Origin of the sequence: Pseudomonas sp. ChxA (assembly GCF_030263855.1) — a bacterium.
GTDB classification, from domain to species: Bacteria; Pseudomonadota; Gammaproteobacteria; order Pseudomonadales; family Pseudomonadaceae; genus Aquipseudomonas; species Aquipseudomonas fluorescens_CB.
The window spans coordinates 4,293,325-4,311,217 of sequence record NZ_JARPMK010000001.1 but is presented as its reverse complement, the minus strand read 5'-3'; the positions used below and the strand labels follow the sequence as shown (position 1 = coordinate 4,311,217).

Annotated in this window: 7 protein-coding genes; 3 read left to right on the top strand and 4 right to left on the bottom strand. The window is 60.0% G+C overall.

Features of this window, described 5'->3' with window-relative positions; genetic code table 11:
* Positions 1-347: 347 nt before the first annotated feature.
* Positions 348-1,415 (top strand): ABC transporter substrate-binding protein, encoded by a 1,068-nt coding sequence (locus P5706_RS19020; protein ID WP_285680881.1) that lies wholly within the window; start codon positions 348-350, stop codon positions 1,413-1,415.
* On the opposite strand, the gene P5706_RS19015 is transcribed toward P5706_RS19020, so the two are convergent.
* The 3 genes from P5706_RS19015 to P5706_RS19005 all read right to left on the bottom strand — a co-directional run bounded on the left by P5706_RS19015 (position 1,412) and on the right by P5706_RS19005 (position 6,541).
* Entirely contained in the window at positions 1,412-1,630 is a 219-nt protein-coding gene (locus P5706_RS19015; protein WP_200433135.1) for a DUF2970 domain-containing protein, read from the bottom strand. The two genes, P5706_RS19020 and P5706_RS19015, sit on opposite strands and share 4 nt — an antisense overlap.
* Before the next feature lie 61 nt (positions 1,631-1,691).
* The gene (locus P5706_RS19010) at positions 1,692-3,989 is read right to left on the bottom strand and encodes a hypothetical protein (protein ID WP_285680879.1); all 2,298 of its coding nucleotides are present in this window, start codon (positions 3,987-3,989) and stop codon (positions 1,692-1,694) included.
* Between the two features lie 101 nt (positions 3,990-4,090).
* Complete coding sequence (locus tag P5706_RS19005; protein ID WP_285680877.1) at positions 4,091-6,541, bottom strand: dermonecrotic toxin domain-containing protein; 2,451 nt, start codon at positions 6,539-6,541, stop codon at positions 4,091-4,093.
* Positions 6,542-6,771: 230 nt separating this feature from the next.
* On the opposite strand from P5706_RS19005, the gene P5706_RS19000 reads away from it, so the two are divergent.
* Both P5706_RS19000 and P5706_RS18995 read left to right on the top strand, forming a co-directional pair.
* The gene (locus P5706_RS19000) at positions 6,772-7,776 is read left to right on the top strand and encodes a dermonecrotic toxin domain-containing protein (protein ID WP_285680875.1); all 1,005 of its coding nucleotides are present in this window, start codon (positions 6,772-6,774) and stop codon (positions 7,774-7,776) included.
* Positions 7,673-14,101: an NEL-type E3 ubiquitin ligase domain-containing protein gene (locus tag P5706_RS18995; protein WP_285680873.1), complete on the top strand. Its 6,429-nt coding sequence runs from the start codon at positions 7,673-7,675 to the stop codon at positions 14,099-14,101. Before P5706_RS19000 ends, P5706_RS18995 begins: the two co-directional genes overlap by 104 nt.
* 11 nt (positions 14,102-14,112) lie before the next feature.
* Here P5706_RS18995 and metH read toward each other — a convergent pair whose 3' ends face one another.
* Complete coding sequence (gene metH, locus P5706_RS18990) at positions 14,113-17,823, bottom strand: methionine synthase (RefSeq protein WP_285680871.1); 3,711 nt, start codon at positions 17,821-17,823, stop codon at positions 14,113-14,115.
* Positions 17,824-17,893 lie beyond the last annotated feature (70 nt).

Here is a 17,893-nt window from a genome sequence, read left to right as displayed (position 1 = left end):
TTTATGCGCAAAAGTGATGTTTGAGTATATGTAAATAACCAAATTGACTAATGAGAACCGTTATCGCGATACCCACATTTGTCATGCGGGCAATCATCAACTTTACTGTGCTCGTGTCTTCGTGCAATCACCTATAAAACCGACAAGAGGCGATGCGATGAGCAACTCAACCAAAGCCCGTAAACCTGACAGTACCGTTGATGCCTGGGCCATTCTGTTCCTGATTATTCTGGTGGTTGGAACCGCCGTGTTCTGGGTTAGCCACCAGTAAAAGAAGGTTGATTGAACCTCGATTGACTGTCGCATTGCCACTATGATGGCGATCAACATTCGAGGCTCAAATAACCATGTTGAAGGTTCTGATTGCGTGTGCGTGGTTACTGGGATCGGCGTATGGGGCGATGGCCCATGCGACGTCGGTGGTATTTCTCAACCCAGGCACGTCCACGGAAACCTTCTGGGTCAGCTATGCGCAATTCATGCAGGCCGCCGCCAAGGACCTCGGCCTGGATTTGCGCGTGCGTTATTCCGAGCGCAACGCGGATAACACCTTGGCCCAGGCCCGGGAAACGCTGCAAGGCAGTGAGCGGCCCGATTACCTGGTGCTGGTGAACGAGCAATATGTCGCCCCGCAAATTCTGCGCATGGCCCAGGGCAGTGGGGTGAAGTTACTGATGGTCAATAACGCGCTCACCGCTGACCAGGTGCAATTGCTCGATGCACATAAAGACGCGCAGTGGATCGGCAGCCTGGTGGCGGACGACGAGCACGCCGGTTACCTGATGCTCATCGACCTGCTGCACCAGCACGGCCCGATCGCCGCCGGCGAGTCACTCGACCTGCTGGCGTTTTCCGGCGCCAAGAATACCCCGGCCGCGCAACTGCGCGAACAAGGCTTGCACCGCGCCCTGGCCGAACACCCCGAAGTGCGCCTGCGCCAATTGGTCTACGGTGAGTGGAACCGCCAACGCGCGTTTGAACAAGCCACGCAGTTGTTTAAGCGCTACCCGCATACCGCATTGGTGTGGTCGGCCAACGATGAGATGGCGCTGGGGGCCATGCAGGCGCTGCAAAGCAGCGGGCGCATGCCGGGCAGGGACATCCTGTTCGGCGCCATCAACAGCTCACCCGATATCCTCAATGCGCGTCTGGAGGGGCGCCTGAGTACTCTGGTGGCGGGGCATTTCACCCTGGGCGGGTGGGCGATGGTATTGATCAATGACGATGCCAAGGGTGTCGATATCGGCGCCTACGGCGGGCGTGATCGCCAGCAGGCGTTGTTCCAGTTGATCGATAGCACCCAGGCACAGCGCTTGCTGGGGCCAACGCCGCCGGTGGATTTTCGCGCCTTGTCGGCTGCAGGCAAGCCCGCCTCTTACCGCTACCCGTTCAGCCTGCAACTGCTGCTGCGTTAAACCCCGGCCAGGTGCAGCACCAGCTTGACGATACCGAACAAGGTCAACGCAAACACCGCCGTGAACAGCAAGCCCATGATCACAAAATGGCTGGGCTTGCCGTGGGTGAAGTCGCGGGCGCGGTTTTTGCCGCTCTGTACGCCAAAGGCCGCCGCCATCACGCTGTGCAGCATCTGCCAGAAGCTCGGCGGTTTGTTGTCGTTGGGGTCGTCCATACAGCCCTCGTCTGCAAGGTGTTCGTACAGAGCATAGACAATCCGGCGGCGCCTATTCAGGTCATAGCGCTTCCAGCCCCAGGAACAACTCCTGGTCGAGCGGTGGCTTGATCTCGGCTTTCTCCAGGTTGACCACGGCACGGTTGTCGGCGCGTGCTTGCTCGATCAGTTCCCGGCGGGTGTACCTGCGCTCGGCAATCGTTTTCAAATGGCCGAAGGCAGGTTGCGACGCAGGTGTATCGGCGGCGGGGTAGTGGAAGTGGGCGTACCACAACACGCCGTCCTCAAGGGGGTTGCCGGCGTTGATCGGTTTTTTATCACGAATGGCATACTCGGTGAGAAAGTCACCGGCCTTCAAAACGACTCGACTGCGCACCAGGTTGATATCGACAAAGCCATGGCGCCACAAATAAGCGACATTGGCGGCTTTCGGGCGCTGCAGCTTATACCCTGTGGCGCATGCCTCGCGGGCTTGTTGTGTCGCGGCGCTGGCTTGCGTCAGGTAATCAGTGCGCAATGTGACGCCTTCTGCATGGGTCGCATGGTTACGCATAAGCTCCTCAGCAAGGGCTTCGAACTTCGCCGCATGCTGGCTTAGCATCACATCCCATTCGTGAGGGTCCAGGCCCTCGCGTCGGCTGAGGTCCTGAAGCTTGCGCTGTTGAAAGCGAATACTTGCATCAATACCGGCCCGTTCGCCCTTGACGATCTCTGCCTGCGCTTTGATCGCTGCTAACGTGCGGCGGCCCACATGCGCAGTGGGCGGCTCGGGCGATTGTGCGGGGTCGACGACGTTCCAGACGGCTTCACTGGCGTGTTGATGGTAAGTGGCGATGGTTTGCCCGGTGAGTGGGTCCTTGATGTCGACGAAACTGCCTTCAACACCTGGCTCGCTCGCACGCAAGTCACCCACCAGGGTCTCCCGGTTACGGGTTTTGATCAGCCTGCGGCTGGCGGGTTTCTGCCGGGCGTATCGGTTGGGGGCTTGCCTGGGGGCAAAGCCCTCTTCAGAGAGGATCAACTGGGCCAGTTGCGCTTCGAGGGTGGTGCGGGCCACGCTGAACTGCTCCAGGAAAGAGGTTCTGTAGCGCTCTCGCACAAGCTCGGAACCCATTTCAGATAACGAGTTAACGGCGTTTTCCAGTCGACCGAACTGCTGGAGCGCACCCTTGAGAACGTCAATTTTTTCGGCCGCTGAGTAACCGCTGGTGGCGAGTATTTCGGTATGCGTGAGTATGGCGATAGTCGCTCGGCGATCGGTGAGAACCTCGAGGAAAGGCCGCTCCTTTGGGTTGTCAGTGTCACGCGCCCGATCGACGATCAACTCGACATACGCCAACAGCTTATGCTGTTCGATAATCACCGACGAAACCGTGTTGTTGGACGTGATTTTACTGGTGAGCCGAGTCCTCAATTCCGGATGAGCCTGTTGCAGAGTGGCTTCAATCTTTTGCGCGACGTCGAACATTTCCTTGAGAACTTCCAGCCGCTGCGTTGCACCGCTGATGAACGCCTCGTAAGCGTCGGTGATGTGGTTGGGCAGTTCTGTGTTGACCCGTCGCAATAGCTCGGAAAGGCTTTCGCCGCGTACGGTATCCAGCGTGTTTTTGATTTTCTGGTACAGGTTCGAGTAAGACGATAATAAGTAATTGAAAATGTTGTTGGTCGCGATATCTCGTACCTCCGTGTATTGACGCTGCGTTCTGTCCAGTTCCAGCAGTTCTCTGGCCATGGCCAGCGATTTTTCCTGGGTGGAAATATAGGCTTTTGTGTTTTCCTGGTAATTGTCGACTGCAATGTTCCAAGCGCTTGTGGCGCGTGCTGTCGAGTCTTGCCTTTGCGCATGACGTTCAGCGATTCGGGGGCGCAGTTCGGGAAGTAATGTGGCGCTGCCAAGCCTTTCCCAGTCCGCTCTCAAGGCTTGCTTGTGTTCTATCAGTTGACCCTGAGCCTTTTTCACTGTGTCTGTGAGCTGTTGCGCCTGGGGTACCAATGCACTTGCTTCAACACTGAGGGCTTCGAGTCCTGAGTTCAGCTCCTCCAATCGAGCCTTGCGTTTTTTTTGCCATTCACTTAACCGCTCCCTGGGCATGCCTCCCTCCAGCCTTGCACCGCGATCCAGCCGCCAATGCCCCTGGCCGTCGCTGAACAGCCTGAAGCCAGGATGCAGCGGGTGCTGCGGATGAACGATGTAGACATCGCCAAAACCCGGCACCACGCTGACCTGGAACAGTAGCCCGGCAATGCTGGCGTGCCATTTGTCGTTGATCCGGTAGAGCCCTTTGAACACGCCGGTTGTCTGCGCGGTTGGCAGGGGATTGGGCCACGGCACATGGATATCCAGTAACGCCTTGAGCAATTTCGCGGCGGCCTAGGGGCTGGCCAACGAACGGCTGAAGTCCAGGGTGGTGTGCCCTTGCGCGGGGGGCTCACCCGGCAGCGACACGGCGCCACGGCGGGTCACTGGAGCGGTTTGCCCAGGCGGCAATCCCCGCGGTGACGCCAGGCTTCAAGGTGCACGCCGCGCTCTTGTGCGGCTGGCTCCAGCAACGGCTGCGAGGATCGGCTGGAAGGTGCGCCAGCGTGCAGCAGAACCATCGCGGTGTTGAGCAATAGATCAATCAGCGCCAGCTCACGGGTGGTTGCATCAGTGCTGTCCAGGCCTGCCAGGTCCTGCTCCAGGCTGGCGACCAGTACCATGAACCAGCCCGCCAACATCGCCGGCCCCTGTACCAGTGGCAGCAGCAGGGTATTGAACAGCAGCCATGCACCCTCCATCACAATGGCCCAGCGGCTCTCGCTGTTGGAGACCGACTCGCGGTCAGCCAGGTCGACCAGCGCCCGTGCGGTGCTGCCGAACAGATGGTGCAGCAATTGGCCGTTGAGCTGAGACTGCAGCCACTCTCCGGCGCCCTCATCGACTGCCAGGGTTGCAGGTGCCGGTTGTTGCGGCGGGCGGGTTTCATCGCCCGGCAAAAAGCGAATGATGTGCGGTTCCCGGATGCCGTTGTAGGCATACACCGGGCGCGCCGTGTCGCTCAGCCAGGTCAGCACACGTGTTTGCAGCTCGCCCGGTTCGGCCAGCGCGTCCAGCAGCGCTTGGCGCGTGGGGTATTCGTGCAGGCAATCGGCATATAACGGTTGATACAGCAGGTGTGGCCCGATACGGGCATCGCGCGGTTCGATAATAAAGGCGTTGTTGACTTCATCGGGCTTGGCGCCAGCCTTGCGACACAACGCCAGTGGTCGCAGGACAATCTCCTGTTCATCGACATAGCGGTCGGCGGGCATTTCACCCAGCAGCGCTTTGACATAGCGGTAACCGGTGACGGTGACACCGTGCTGTCGGCGGATTTTGTATTCCAGCGCCTGCATGGGCAGCTTGACCTTGAGTTCACCGGTAAACAGCGTTTCCCGGCGCCGTGCATCGCGGGTATCGGACAGCAGCAGAGCCTGGATTTTTTTCGGGTAGGCGCTGCCGATATCGACGCGCTGGATCAACCCATTGCTGCCCAACAGATAGTCTTCATCCAGCCAGTCCGGCAGGGCCTGGGTGCCTGTGGTCGAGAGCGTCAGTGTGCCTTTGGGCTTGCCGGCAAGATTCTTCAGTGCCAGTTGCGTCAGCGTCAGCGGCACGTGCTCGATAATGCCGGCACCGCCTGGGTAACCGGCGGCCACGGCGAAATCCAGCAGCACTTCGTCGGGGTCGAAGTCGGCGTGATCCATTTTCATTTGCGTGCGCAGGGCATTGCGGCTGAACGCGTGGATATTTTCAATCCCTTCGTTGAAGCTGCGGCCTTGGTTCTGTTGCAGCACTCGCGCCATATCCTGAAGGTGGCGGTGGTAGGCAAAACGGTCTGCGGGCTCGGCTTGCCTGAGCCAGTCGGGCAGTTGCTGGTTGACCTGCTGCAGGCGCGCGGGCTCGGGTGTGGCGAGCGTGGTAAACCACAGCGCGGGGTCCGTGAGGGTGTCCAGGCGCCGCTCCAGGGTGAGTTCGTCATGCCCCTGGAATGTCAATGCCTGCAGATCTTCAAGCTGTTGATTGAGGATCAGCCCGGCCTGTTGCTCGAACACGTTGGTATCGGGTTCGTTGCAGCGCCAAGTCAGACGTTCGAACTGGAACTGGTTGTGCATCCTGGCGGTCCAGGCGACGCCGAAGTCATCGAGGGAGGCAAAAGTCTCGATGGCCCCGGCCACGCTGTAGAGCAGTACGTGTTTATCACGCACCAGCAGCAGGTCGGGTGTCAGTACGCGGGTTTCTTCACCGGCCCTGGCGAGGGTGCTTTCAATGAAATAGGCATAGGTAATGGGCGTGGAGTGCGGCAGGCGCTCCACGCGTGTCGGCCAGGTGGCGACCACGCTGAGCATGTCCCGTTGGCTGTCGTTGAGGTTTGATCGGCCGGCCGCCGCGGCGGTCATCTGGCCATTGAGAAAATCCCCCAGCCACTGCCAGCGACTGTTGCCATGGCTGTCGCTGGCGCTCCAGTAGTCAGCCAGGTCGTGCTGGAAATACACGGGGAGCGACAGGCGCAACTCGTCGATGATTGTCGCGATCACTTGCATGTCGATCAGTGGCAGCGTCGCAGGCTTGAGGATATTGGGTACTTTCTGCGTCAAGTAATACGGCAGTTCGCGGTGGGAGTGCAGGTCCAGCAGCTGCGGGTTGAGTACATGCTCGATCACCACGTTCATCAGCAGGCGGTAGGTGTAAGCGCCCGAGGGGGTCGGGCTGGCCAGTTTGAGGTTGAGCAGGTCCAGCGCCAGCGTGGGGTAGTGCTCCAGAATGCGATTGCGCAAGGCATTGGAGAGCACTGAATACAAGGCCGGGCGTGTGGCGAACCGTTCATGCACGGCCTTGGCGGGCAGTTGGCTCAGGGGCAGGGGGGACGCGGAGGGCGTTGCGGCATGCATGACAAAATCCTTTTTCCGGTTTCAATCCGGTGCCTTGTGGCGGCCGGGGCGATGGGCCGAGGGTCGGCCCGCCATTAGAAAAACGATTTTGCTCAGCGCGGGGGCGGTATCGGTATACCGCGAATAAAGCCTGGGCCTTCAACCCGGCGTGGCGCGGGCTGCTATTTATGCACCACCGGGCACATCGACTCGCGTGATGTCCTGTCATTCCATTTCAAAGGAGTGACACCATGGCAGATTCATCCCCTCAACCTGCCGTTAGCCTGGCGCTTGAGGCTACCCGCAGTCTTCACGGCGACTTGCTCGAACAGAACCTGCCTCAATGGCTGGTCGAGGCAACGCCGGCTCGCCGGCAGGCGCTTAAAGCCGCGGCCCCGGTCTTGCCGCAATGGTACAAAAGTGCCACGCCCGCCCAGCGCAACAGCATCAATGCAAGCGTCAAAGCCAACGCTGTGGCCCAGGCCCAATTGGATAACACCATGGCGGCATTCAAGGACGTCGATGCGTTCGCCAGGCCATTGTTGCTCAAAGCGCTCAAAGACCAGTTCAAGGTCGAGGTAGACGTGGACAAGACGTTCCTGTGCCTGCGCCGTGCACTGGATATCAGCGTACTGGAAGCGGAACTGGGTTCGTTCGAACTGTTGAAGCTGTCGATGCTGCAAGCGACCCTGCATAATTTCGAAGCCTGGGAATGCAAGGCGGGTGCCTACCACAAGACTTCAGGTTTTGTGCTCGAGAGCACCACACCTGGCACCTTTGAACAGGCCGCTGTCGAGCTGACGGTCAGCCAGTTCATGACCTTGTGCCGCAGCCTGGATATCGGCGCGCAGTATCAAAGCTACCTCAAAGCGTTTTTCGACCCGGTCGACACCCGCCCTGAACCGCCGCTTCAGCAACACTTCATTGCCAGCCAAAAAGCGGCTATGAAGGCGGCCGCCGAATATGCCGTGGTGAAAGGCGATATCGAGCCTGCGGATCACGTCATGATCCTGTCGGTGATCAACGGCAATCTGTATCCCACGCTTGGCGACGAGCGAGTCTGGCCGCTGGACCTGAGCCTGATGCAAAAAAGACTCACCGGCTGCGTCTATTTTGCAATCGGTGACCGCTACGGCGAGGCGTTGATTCTGTATGTCCCGCATGACCCGGTTCACCCCCCTCAAGCGCTATACCCGCCAGCAACTACGCCTGGAGTTCAAACGCCTGTTCACCGCGCGCGACGGGATGGCGGATGACGACCCGGCGCCAACGGCCTACCAACAGTTTTTCAGCCAGTTCCTGCCCTATGATCAGCGTCCCTACTATTTCAGTCAGTTCAAACAAAAGTCTTCCAGCTCGCCTTGGCGATGGTTCGTGGCGTTCGTATTTGGATTGTCGCCGCTCACACGCATCAAAGAATTGCCGCCTGAAAAGCCTGCGAAAATGGAGCCGGTCAGCGACCCTTACCTTGCACCCAGCAACATGATGCCCTACCGCGGCATAGGGACCTTTTCCGGGCTGCTCGACCTATGGCCCTACCTGTACGAAAAACACCGTGACAAGATCCTGGCCGATGCCCGCGCCCATGCGGTGCCTACCGCCGAGGTCGATGCCAAGGCGCGGGAGGCCAAGCTTGCGCATTTGTTCGAAGTCGGCATGCTGGCACTCAATCTGGTCTCGATGTTTGTGCCCGTACTGGGTGAAGTCATGCTGACGTTGATGGCCGAGCAGTTGCTGTCGGAGGCCGTGGAGGCATCGGTGGAGTGGGCCGAGGGCGACAAGCACGCGGCCAAGGCGCACCTGATCGACTTGGCGGAGAATCTGGCCCAGCTCGCGGTGATGGCGGGTGTGGGGGCGGCGGCGGGAAAATTCAAAGCGCTTGACCCCGAGCCTGTGCTTGAACCGCTTAGCCCGGTCACGTTGCCCAATGGCCAGGTCCGTCTCTGGCGCCCTGACTTGGGCCCTTATCAAAGCCCGGTGGTGCTGGCTGAAGGCAGCGTTCCTGACGCTTTGGGGCACTACGCGCATGAGGGCAACCTTTACCTGCGCCAGGACGGCAAAGTGTATGAAACGTACTTTGATGATGCGATAAAACAGTGGCGTATCAAGCACCCAACCGATACCGAGGCTTACCAGCCGATTCTGGAAAACAACCGCCGCGGTGCCTGGCGGCATACCTTGGAATACCCGCTGCAATGGGACCGCCTGACCCTGTTGCGCCGCATGGGGCATTCAACCGAGGGCCTGACGGATCAGCAACTGCTCGACATTGCCGACCTCAGCGGTGTCAGCGATAACGCCTTGCGCAAAATGCACGTCGATAACGCCGCGCCGCCGCCTGAGCTGACAGATGCCATGCGCCTGGTCAAAGCCGACGCCGCTGTGGAGCAGGTGATTGCACAAATGGCAGGCAGCAAACCGGTCAATGAGCTGTATTCCTATGCCTTGCCGTTGGTGACGCAAATGCCCACATGGCCGCGGGGCAGGGTGCTGGAGGTGTTCGAAGGACCGGGCACCATTGGCAAATCCGTCCGGTACGGCTCAGAGCGAGCGTTTGCCGCGAGCCCCCGAAAACCTACCATCAAGGTTACCCGCAGGAACTTGCAAGGGGGGGAATTGGCGTCGCGGATCCTCGTCGCCCTGGATGAGGCTGAGGTCACGCAGTTGCTCGGGGACAAAGGGGCGCTTACCGAGGAATCACGCGTGGCGGCGCTCAATAAGCTGCTGGTTGATTACGCCCGCACCCGCAAGGCGGCGATATTTGACAGCCTCTATACAGGCTCGGAGCCGATGGACAGTCGCGTGCGGCTGCTGCGACGCACGTGCCCCGGGCTCAGTGAAGCGGCGGCGCAGGAAGTGCTGGCGCAGGCGCGCGTTGGTGAGCTTGAACGCTTTGAAAGCACCCGTCGCGTGCCGCTCAATATGTTGGAGCACGCACGCTGGTATGCCCGTGAGGGCCGCCTGACGCGTGCGTATGCCGGGCTGCGCAGCGAAACGATTGCCTCGGCGGACAGTCGGCGGTTGGCCTTGCACAGCCTGGAGCGCCTGCCTGGCTGGCCGGACACCTTGCGCCTGGAGGTGCGTGACACCCGTGTCGACGGCGCGTTGCTCGACAGCATTGGCCCGCAGACGGCGAGCGAAAAAAAATACCTGGTCAAACGCGGCCCGCGCTACCAGGCATTCGATGACCGAGGCGAAGCGCTTAACAGCCTGCCCGTGGAAGGCGATAACTTTTACGCGTCGCTGATGCACGCGCTGCCTGATCATGCCCGTGAGGGGCTGGGGGTGCCACAGGTAAGCCAGAGCGCTGGGCTGCAAGAAAAAATCATCGCGTATACCGATGTGCATCGCGCCGAGGCGGTGCGCTTGCTGGAGCCCCGGGCGCCGCTGTTCAAGGCCCCCGTGCGGGTCAACGACAAGTTGGTGGGGTACTACGCCAGCGGGCGCGGCGCGGGTTCAAGTGCAAGCATGCCCGCAAACGTGCTCACCCGAGAAATCCGCCAAATCTACCCGGGCCTGGAGGACCGCCATGTGCGCGGGTTTCTTTTGGCGCAACAGCGGGCGGGTAAAAGCGCACGGGAAACGGTCGCGCTGCTGCGCACGCTTAAACGCCAACGCAACAGCCTGTATACGCAACTCGATAACTGGGTAGGCACGCAACCGTTGGTCAACCCCCTGCGCGGCGGGGTGGATGTGGAGCAATTGAAGTATTTGCAGAGGATGCAGGCCGCGGACGCCATCAAGAAAAGCTGGAATCGTACCCTTTTGGCCGGGGAAGAACCTGGCGCAGAGATGCTTGAGCTCTATTGCAGTGATCAGTTGCCACCCCTGGACGTCGACTTTTCCCATGTGCGTGAGCTGTCGCTATCTTCGGAGGGCGTGGGTGAGGCCGAGCTGCAAGCGTGCCTGGCGCGGTTTCCCCAGGTTGAAAAACTCACACTCAGTGAACGGCATCCGGTCGCGCTTTTCGGCGCGAGTAACAGCGCTACTCAGGTCAGCTTGCCTCGGGCTCTGGAGGGTATGCGCGGCCTTAAAGACCTGAGGCTCGATTCAAACGCAAATGCATTGCCCGCGGATTTCTCCTCAAGGCTCACCGCATTGAGCACGCTTGAGGCGCTGCATCTCAACTACGCCGGGCTCGGGCCGGCTGCGCTCAATAGCCTGGACTTGAGTGCCTTGACGCAGTTGAAAAGCCTGAAAATCGTTGCGCCCGCAGGCCTGACCCAATGGCCGGCATTCGTGAGCCGCCTTGCACAGCTCAAACGTCTGGATCTGGGTAACAGTGGCATCGATTCATTGCCCGGCACGCTCTATGCCGGGCATGAACACGTGTGGGCTGGGTTGTCATTGGACTGGTCGCGGTTTACCCGTGAGTCTTTCGTGCCCGCCTACCAGTATGTCAAAGCCCTGCCTGCGAGTTCAGGGCACCTGATCAGTCTTGACGAGATGGTCCGCAGCTACAGCAGGGGGGAGTTGGCTTTTCTGCTGGGCGATCGCTTTCGAAGCGCGCCCCTGACTGACAGCGTCATGGCGAAGTGGGACACGGCGCAAACCAGAATGGCCGCTGTCGAGTTACTGCACATGGAGTATGTCGGGATCTTCCGGCAATTTTATGAGCCGTCCGCGCTACTGTTAAGAAACAGAACGAAGCTGGCCCACTGGGGCTCGGGGAGCAACGCGGCGGTTTTGCACGCGCTTGAGAAAAGCTGGCGTGGGGCTGTGCAGCAGCGCTACGCAGTGGTGACTGAAGGCGTCGACACGTTTGAATTTCCCCAGAGTGAATCGTGGGGGTTTGGCGGGCAAAATATTGAGAAAGTCCAGGAACTGCCCATATTGCCAGCTGGCGTGTTTTCCCATGTCAAAACCCTGCGTCTAAGCCAGCTGGAGGGCGTGCCCAGTGTCCAGTCGCGTGGGTTTATACGCGCATTCGGTGATGCGCAAACCCTTGAACTGAGTGCCAATGGTCTGACTGAATTGCCGTTCGTACCCGCCAACCTGCCAAAACTGAGTCGGCTTGACCTGTCCAACAACCGCATTGTCGTCACGCCCCAGGTACAGGCGCAACTCAACCAACTGACGCAGCTTGAACAACTGAACCTGCGTGATAACCCGTTGGAAAGCCTGGACGCCAGCGCACTGTCCAACCTCAACGCGCTGAGCGTGCGCGGGGGCCACCTGAAAACCTGGCCAACGGGAGCCGAAGGCCTGCCACGTCTGGCGTTCCTGGACCTGCGTGACAACGCTGTTTCGACACTGCCAGACGCCGTCCTCGCCAATGATGCCGTGCTAATGAAAACCGAGTTTGCCGGCAACCTTTTCAGTGCCGAGGGTGAAGCCTCCCTGAGTACGGCTCGCGAGCGCGTAGAAACCAACAAAGGCCTGCCGGCCGGGGCATTGCGACGGTTTTGCGCTGAGCCAGCACCTCAGGCGTTTCCTGCACAAGAAACCGCCGCGACGGTTGCCCGGCACTTGTTACCTCTGCCCAGGGGCGGCGAAGGGCTTGCGGGCGCAGCCGGGTATGCGCCGCGTCTGCAACGGCTGGTCGTGGGCATGAGCGATGACCAGGCACTGCAATGGCTTGAGCGGCTGCGCCAGGAGGGCCTCACCGATACTCGCATCGACGCGCAGATCAGCGAATGGCAACAGGCTGGCGAAGCGTTGGTGCGCCGCTTGAATGGTTGGATCTTCACCCGTGAGGTGCCAAACGAAACGTTGGTGCGCGGCTGGGAAGGTTGGAGGCTCGCCCCTGAGGGTCCGGGCGCAGCGGTGGCGGTTCGCGCAGAAAACCGCCTGCTGGCGATGCGCAATATTCGTGATTGCTGGCAGGAGGGTTTGTCGGGGTACAACCGTGCGCCTGATCCAGAGTTAAGCTTCGACAGCTTGCTAACCGCAGACCTGCCGGACTTGGGGGTGCAGTTACCACACGTGCGCACGCTCAACTTGTCCGGTGTGCGTATAAGCGCCCAAGGCTCCAATGGGTTTCTCTCAAGCTTCACTGGGCTGAACCGCTTGATACTCAGTGGCAACAAACTGACGCAATTGCCCGCCGCGCTTGAGCACATGAGCCAACTGGAGCGCCTGGAGCTTGCCAGCAATGATTTCTCGGATGCTGTCACCCTGGCGACCCAGCTGGGCGGCGAGCGCTTGCGCTGGCTCGACTTGAGTCATAACAACCTGGACACATTCGATGCTCAGACTTTCAGTCGCCTGGAAACCCTGGACCTGAGCTACAACAGTATTCGAATCTGGCCCGAAGGTGTATTGGAAGCGCGTCATCTGACCCGGCTCGATCTGAGCCGAAATCTCCTCACCACCTTTCCGGACCGCTTGCTCAATGGCAATCATGAGGGGTTCGTGGCGGGTACCGACTTGGCGGAGAATTCTTTGTCGCTCAACAGCCTGGAACTCATGCGTGCTTACAGCGATGCCCACAACAGGGGAGCGGTCATGGGGATGTCCCGGCACGATATTGACTTGACGATTCAAGTTCGGTTGCATCAAGCCGGTTCTGACAGTTCTGAGTCAGGTTCTGACGCGGACTCGGGTTCGGATTCGGACTCTGATCCCGACTCGGATGATTTCGACGATGATGACGACAGGGGAGCAGCGGTCGAACCCCTGGAGGAACTTGTCAACGCGCACCTTAACGTTGCCCCCGAGGCGCTCGCGCCATGGTTGGTGGGTACACGTGCCGAGTCTACGGGTATCAGAACGAGCCAATGGAATGGGCTGGCCCATACGGACGACCATGACGCGTTCTTTTTCTTACTCTCGCAACTACGCTTGACAGATGAGTTCAGGTATTCGCGTACCGGCCTTACGGAACGTGTCTGGGAGGTGATAGACGCTGCTGCGCAAGACGAAAGCCTGCGCAACACGCTGTTTATCAATGCCCAGACTCACCAAACCTGTCACGACGGCCGAATCCTGGTATTCACCGAGTTGGAAACGCATGTGTACGTACACAACGCCTTGCTGAATGTGCCTACGGGACGTCCCGACTTGAAGGGCCGCGCCTTGCTGAACTTGTCGCGGCAGTTGTTTCGCTTAGGCAGGGTCGAGCAATTGGCTGAAACCCATGCGATCAATCAAGACCGGGCTGAAGTGCACCTGCAGTACCGTATCCCGCTGACGCGAGGGTGGCCCGACGGTCTGGTATTGCCTGGGCAAACTGAGCACATGATGTATGCCAGGCCTATCAGTGGGTCGCAGCTGAGTGCGGCGCGGGCGTCGATCCTGGACGCGGAGGCAAGCGATGAGTTTTATCAATCCTTGATCTCCCATAGCTACTGGACTGACTACCTCGAGGAGCGCTATCGCGAAGAGCTGAGTAGCCTTGATGAGACGTTCCAGCGAAAACTTGCGGCATTGGAGGACCAATACACTGATCGCAAGGACGCCGAGACGCTTCAACGTTACAGCGAGGCGCTGAACCGGCTGGACATCGAACGGGTCAGCACGCGTAACCAGACGCTGATAAGGCTGTCTCGAACTGAGGTGCAGCGGTTATCCGGCCCAGGCGTTGAAGCGCCTCAGCCCGGCCCGGCATCACCCCAGCCCGGGCCTTCACATCAGTCATAAAGCGCTTCGGGTCAGTTGTCATAACCCAGGTTTGGTGCCAGCCAGCGCTCTGTCACGCTGAGGTCCTGGCCTTTGCGTGCGGTGTAGCTGGCGATCTGGTCCTTGTCGACCTTGCCCACGGCAAAGTACTGCGCCTGTGGATGGGCGAAGTACCAGCCGCTGACGGCCGCCGCCGGGAACATTGCATAGTGCTCGGTAAGGAACACACCGCTGCGGCCCGCGTGCATCTCGCGGGCCTCTGGGTCCAGCAGTTGGAACAGCTGGGCTTTTTCGGTGTGGTCCGGGCACGCCGGGTAGCCTGGGGCAGGGCGGATGCCGCTGTATTGCTCTTTGATCAGTGCCTCGTTATCCAGCTGTTCGTCTTGGGCGTAGCCCCAGTGTTCCTTACGCACTTGCTGGTGCAGCCATTCGGCGCAGGCTTCGGCCAGGCGGTCGGCGAGGGCCTTGACCATGATCGAGTTGTAGTCGTCGCCGGCGTCCTGATAGGCCTTGGCGACTTCTTCGGCGCCGATGCCGGCGGTGGTGATAAAACCACCGATATAGTCGGTCACGCCGCTGTCTTTAGGCGCGACGAAGTCGGCCAGGGAGAAGTTCGGCTTGCCGTCGGTCTTGATGATCTGCTGGCGCAGGTGGTGCAGCTTGGCAATCGGCTGGCCGTCGTCGCCGTAGACTTCCAGGTCGTCGTCCTGCACCTGGTTGGTCGGCCAGAAACCGAACACGGCGCGGGCGCTGATGAGCTTTTCGTCGATCAGCTTGTTGAGCATTTCCTGGGCATCGGCATACAGCGCAGTCGCGGCTTCACCGACCACTTCATCCTCAAGAATGCGCGGGAATTTGCCGGCCAGGTCCCAGGAGATAAAGAACGGCGTCCAGTCGATGTACTCGGCCAACACCTTGAGGTCGATATTGTCCAGCACCCTGGAGCCGGTGAAGGTCGGCTTGACCGGCACGTAGCTGCTCCAGTCGAACTGCGGCTTCTTGGCGATGGCGGCCGGGTAGCTCAGGCGCTCGGTGCGCGCACTGCGGTTGGCGGTGCGTTCACGCACGTCGATGTATTCCAGGCGGGTTTTTTCGACGAAACCGGCCTTCAGCTCCTTGGACAGCAACAGCGTGGCCACACCCACGGCACGCGAGGCGTCGGTGACGTAGATCACCGCGTCGTTGCTGTACTTGGGCTCGATTTTCACTGCCGTGTGCGCCTTGGAAGTGGTGGCGCCGCCGATCATCAAGGGCAGGTGGAAGTCCTGGCGCTGCATCTCACGGGCCACATGCACCATTTCATCCAGCGACGGCGTAATCAGGCCGGACAGGCCGATAATGTCGCACTTCTGTTCCTTGGCCACCTGCAGGATCTTCTCCGCCGGCACCATCACGCCCAGGTCAACAATGTCATAGCCGTTGCAACCGAGCACCACGCCGACAATGTTCTTGCCGATGTCATGCACGTCGCCTTTTACCGTGGCCATCAGGATCTTGCCTTTGGCTTCGGGTTTGTCGCCTTTTTCCAGCTCGATAAACGGAATCAAATGCGCCACCGCCTGCTTCATCACGCGGGCGGACTTCACCACCTGGGGCAGGAACATCTTACCGGCGCCAAACAGGTCGCCGACGATGTTCATGCCGGACATCAGCGGGCCTTCGATCACTTCAATCGGGCGTGCGAACGACTGCCGGGATTCTTCGGTGTCTTCAACGATATGCGTAGTGATGCCCTTGACCAGCGCGTGCTCCAGACGCTTGTTGACGTCCCAGCCGCGCCACTCCTCGGTCTCGGCTTCTTTGACGCTGCCATCGCCCTTGTACTTGTCGGCAATCGCCAGCAGGGCGTCGGTGCCTTCCGGCGTGCGGTTGAGCACCACGTCTTCCACCGCGTCGCGCAGCTCGGCCGGGATCTGGTCGTAGATCTCCAACTGGCCGGCGTTGACGATGCCCATGGTCAGGCCGTTGCGGATCGCATACAGCAGGAACACCGAGTGGATCGCCTCACGCACCGGGTTGTTGCCGCGGAACGAGAACGACACGTTGGACACGCCGCCGGAGGTCAGCGCATACGGCAGCTCGTCACGGATGTAGGCACAGGCGTTGATGAAATCGACGGCGTAGTTGTTGTGCTCCTCGATACCGGTGGCGACCGCGAAGATGTTCGGGTCGAAGATGATGTCTTCCGGCGGGAAGCCAACTTCATTCACCAGGATGTCGTAGGAGCGTTTGCAGATCTCTTTTTTACGCGCTTCGGTGTCGGCCTGGCCGGCTTCGTCAAAGGCCATCACCACCACCGCCGCGCCGTAGCGCTTGCACAGCTTGGCGTGGTGGATGAACTGCTCGACGCCTTCCTTCATGCTGATCGAGTTGACGATGCCCTTGCCCTGGATGCACTTGAGGCCGGCTTCGATCACGTCCCACTTGGAGGAGTCGATCATGATCGGCACACGGGAGATGTCCGGCTCGCCGGCAATCAGGTTGAGGAAGGTCACCATGGCCTTCTTCGAATCGAGCATGCCCTCGTCCATGTTGATGTCGATCACCTGCGCGCCGGCTTCCACCTGCTGCAGGGCGACTTCGAGGGCTTCGGTGTAGTTGTCTTCACGGATCAGCCGGGCGAATTTGGCGGAACCAGTGATGTTGGTACGCTCGCCGACGTTGACGAACAACGAGCTGCGATCGATGGTGAACGGCTCCAGGCCCGACAGGCGGCAGGCCTTGGGAATGTCCGGAATCTGGCGCGGCGCGTAACCGGCCACGGCCTTGGCGATGGCCTCAATGTGGCCTGGCGTGGTGCCGCAGCAACCGCCGACGATGTTGAGGAAACCGCTCTGGGCGAACTCTTCGATGACCTTGGCGGTTTCCGATGGCAGTTCGTCGTACTCGCCGAATTCGTTGGGCAGGCCGGCGTTCGGGTGGGCCGACACATGGGTGTTGGCCTTGTTCGACAGCTCTTCCAGGTACGGGCGCAGTTCGCTGGCGCCGAGGGCGCAGTTGAGGCCGACCGAAATCGGCTTGGCGTGCGCCACCGAGTTCCAGAACGCTTCAGTAGTCTGGCCCGACAGGGTACGGCCGGAGGCATCGGTGATGGTGCCGGAGATCATGATCGGCAGTTCGACGTTCAATGCTTCAAACACGCCTTGCACGGCGAATATCGCGGCCTTGGCGTTGAGCGTGTCGAAGATGGTCTCGATCAGGATCAGGTCGGCGCCGCCTTCGATCAGGCCTTTGGTGGCCTCGGTGTAGTTTTCCACCAGTTCATCGAAGGTCACATTGCGGTAGCCGGGGTTGTTCACATCCGGCGACAGCGAGCACGTGCGGCTGGTCGGGCCAAGCACGCCGGCAACAAAACGCGGCTTGGCCGGGTTCTCCAGGGTCTTGGCATCGGCGATCTTGCGCGCCAGGCGTGCGCCTTCTACGTTCAGTTCATAGGCCAGTTCCTCCATGCCGTAATCGGCCATGGAGATGCGCGTGGCGTTGAAGGTGTTGGTTTCCAGAATGTCGGCGCCGGCATCCAGGTAAGCCTTTTCGATACCGCCGATCACGTCCGGGCGGGTGAGTACCAGCAGGTCGTTGTTGCCCTTGACGTCACTCGGCCAGTCGGCGAAGCGTTTGCCGCGATAATCCTGCTCTTCGAGCTTGTAGCTCTGGATCATCGTGCCCATACCACCATCGAGGATCAGGATACGGTCCTTGAGGGCTTGATGAAGGGCTTGCAGACGAACGCTACGGTCGGACATGGGGCTACTCTGGTCAGGCATTTCGGAGGGCGTGAATCATAGCAAACCTGTGCCGATTTAGAGCATGTAC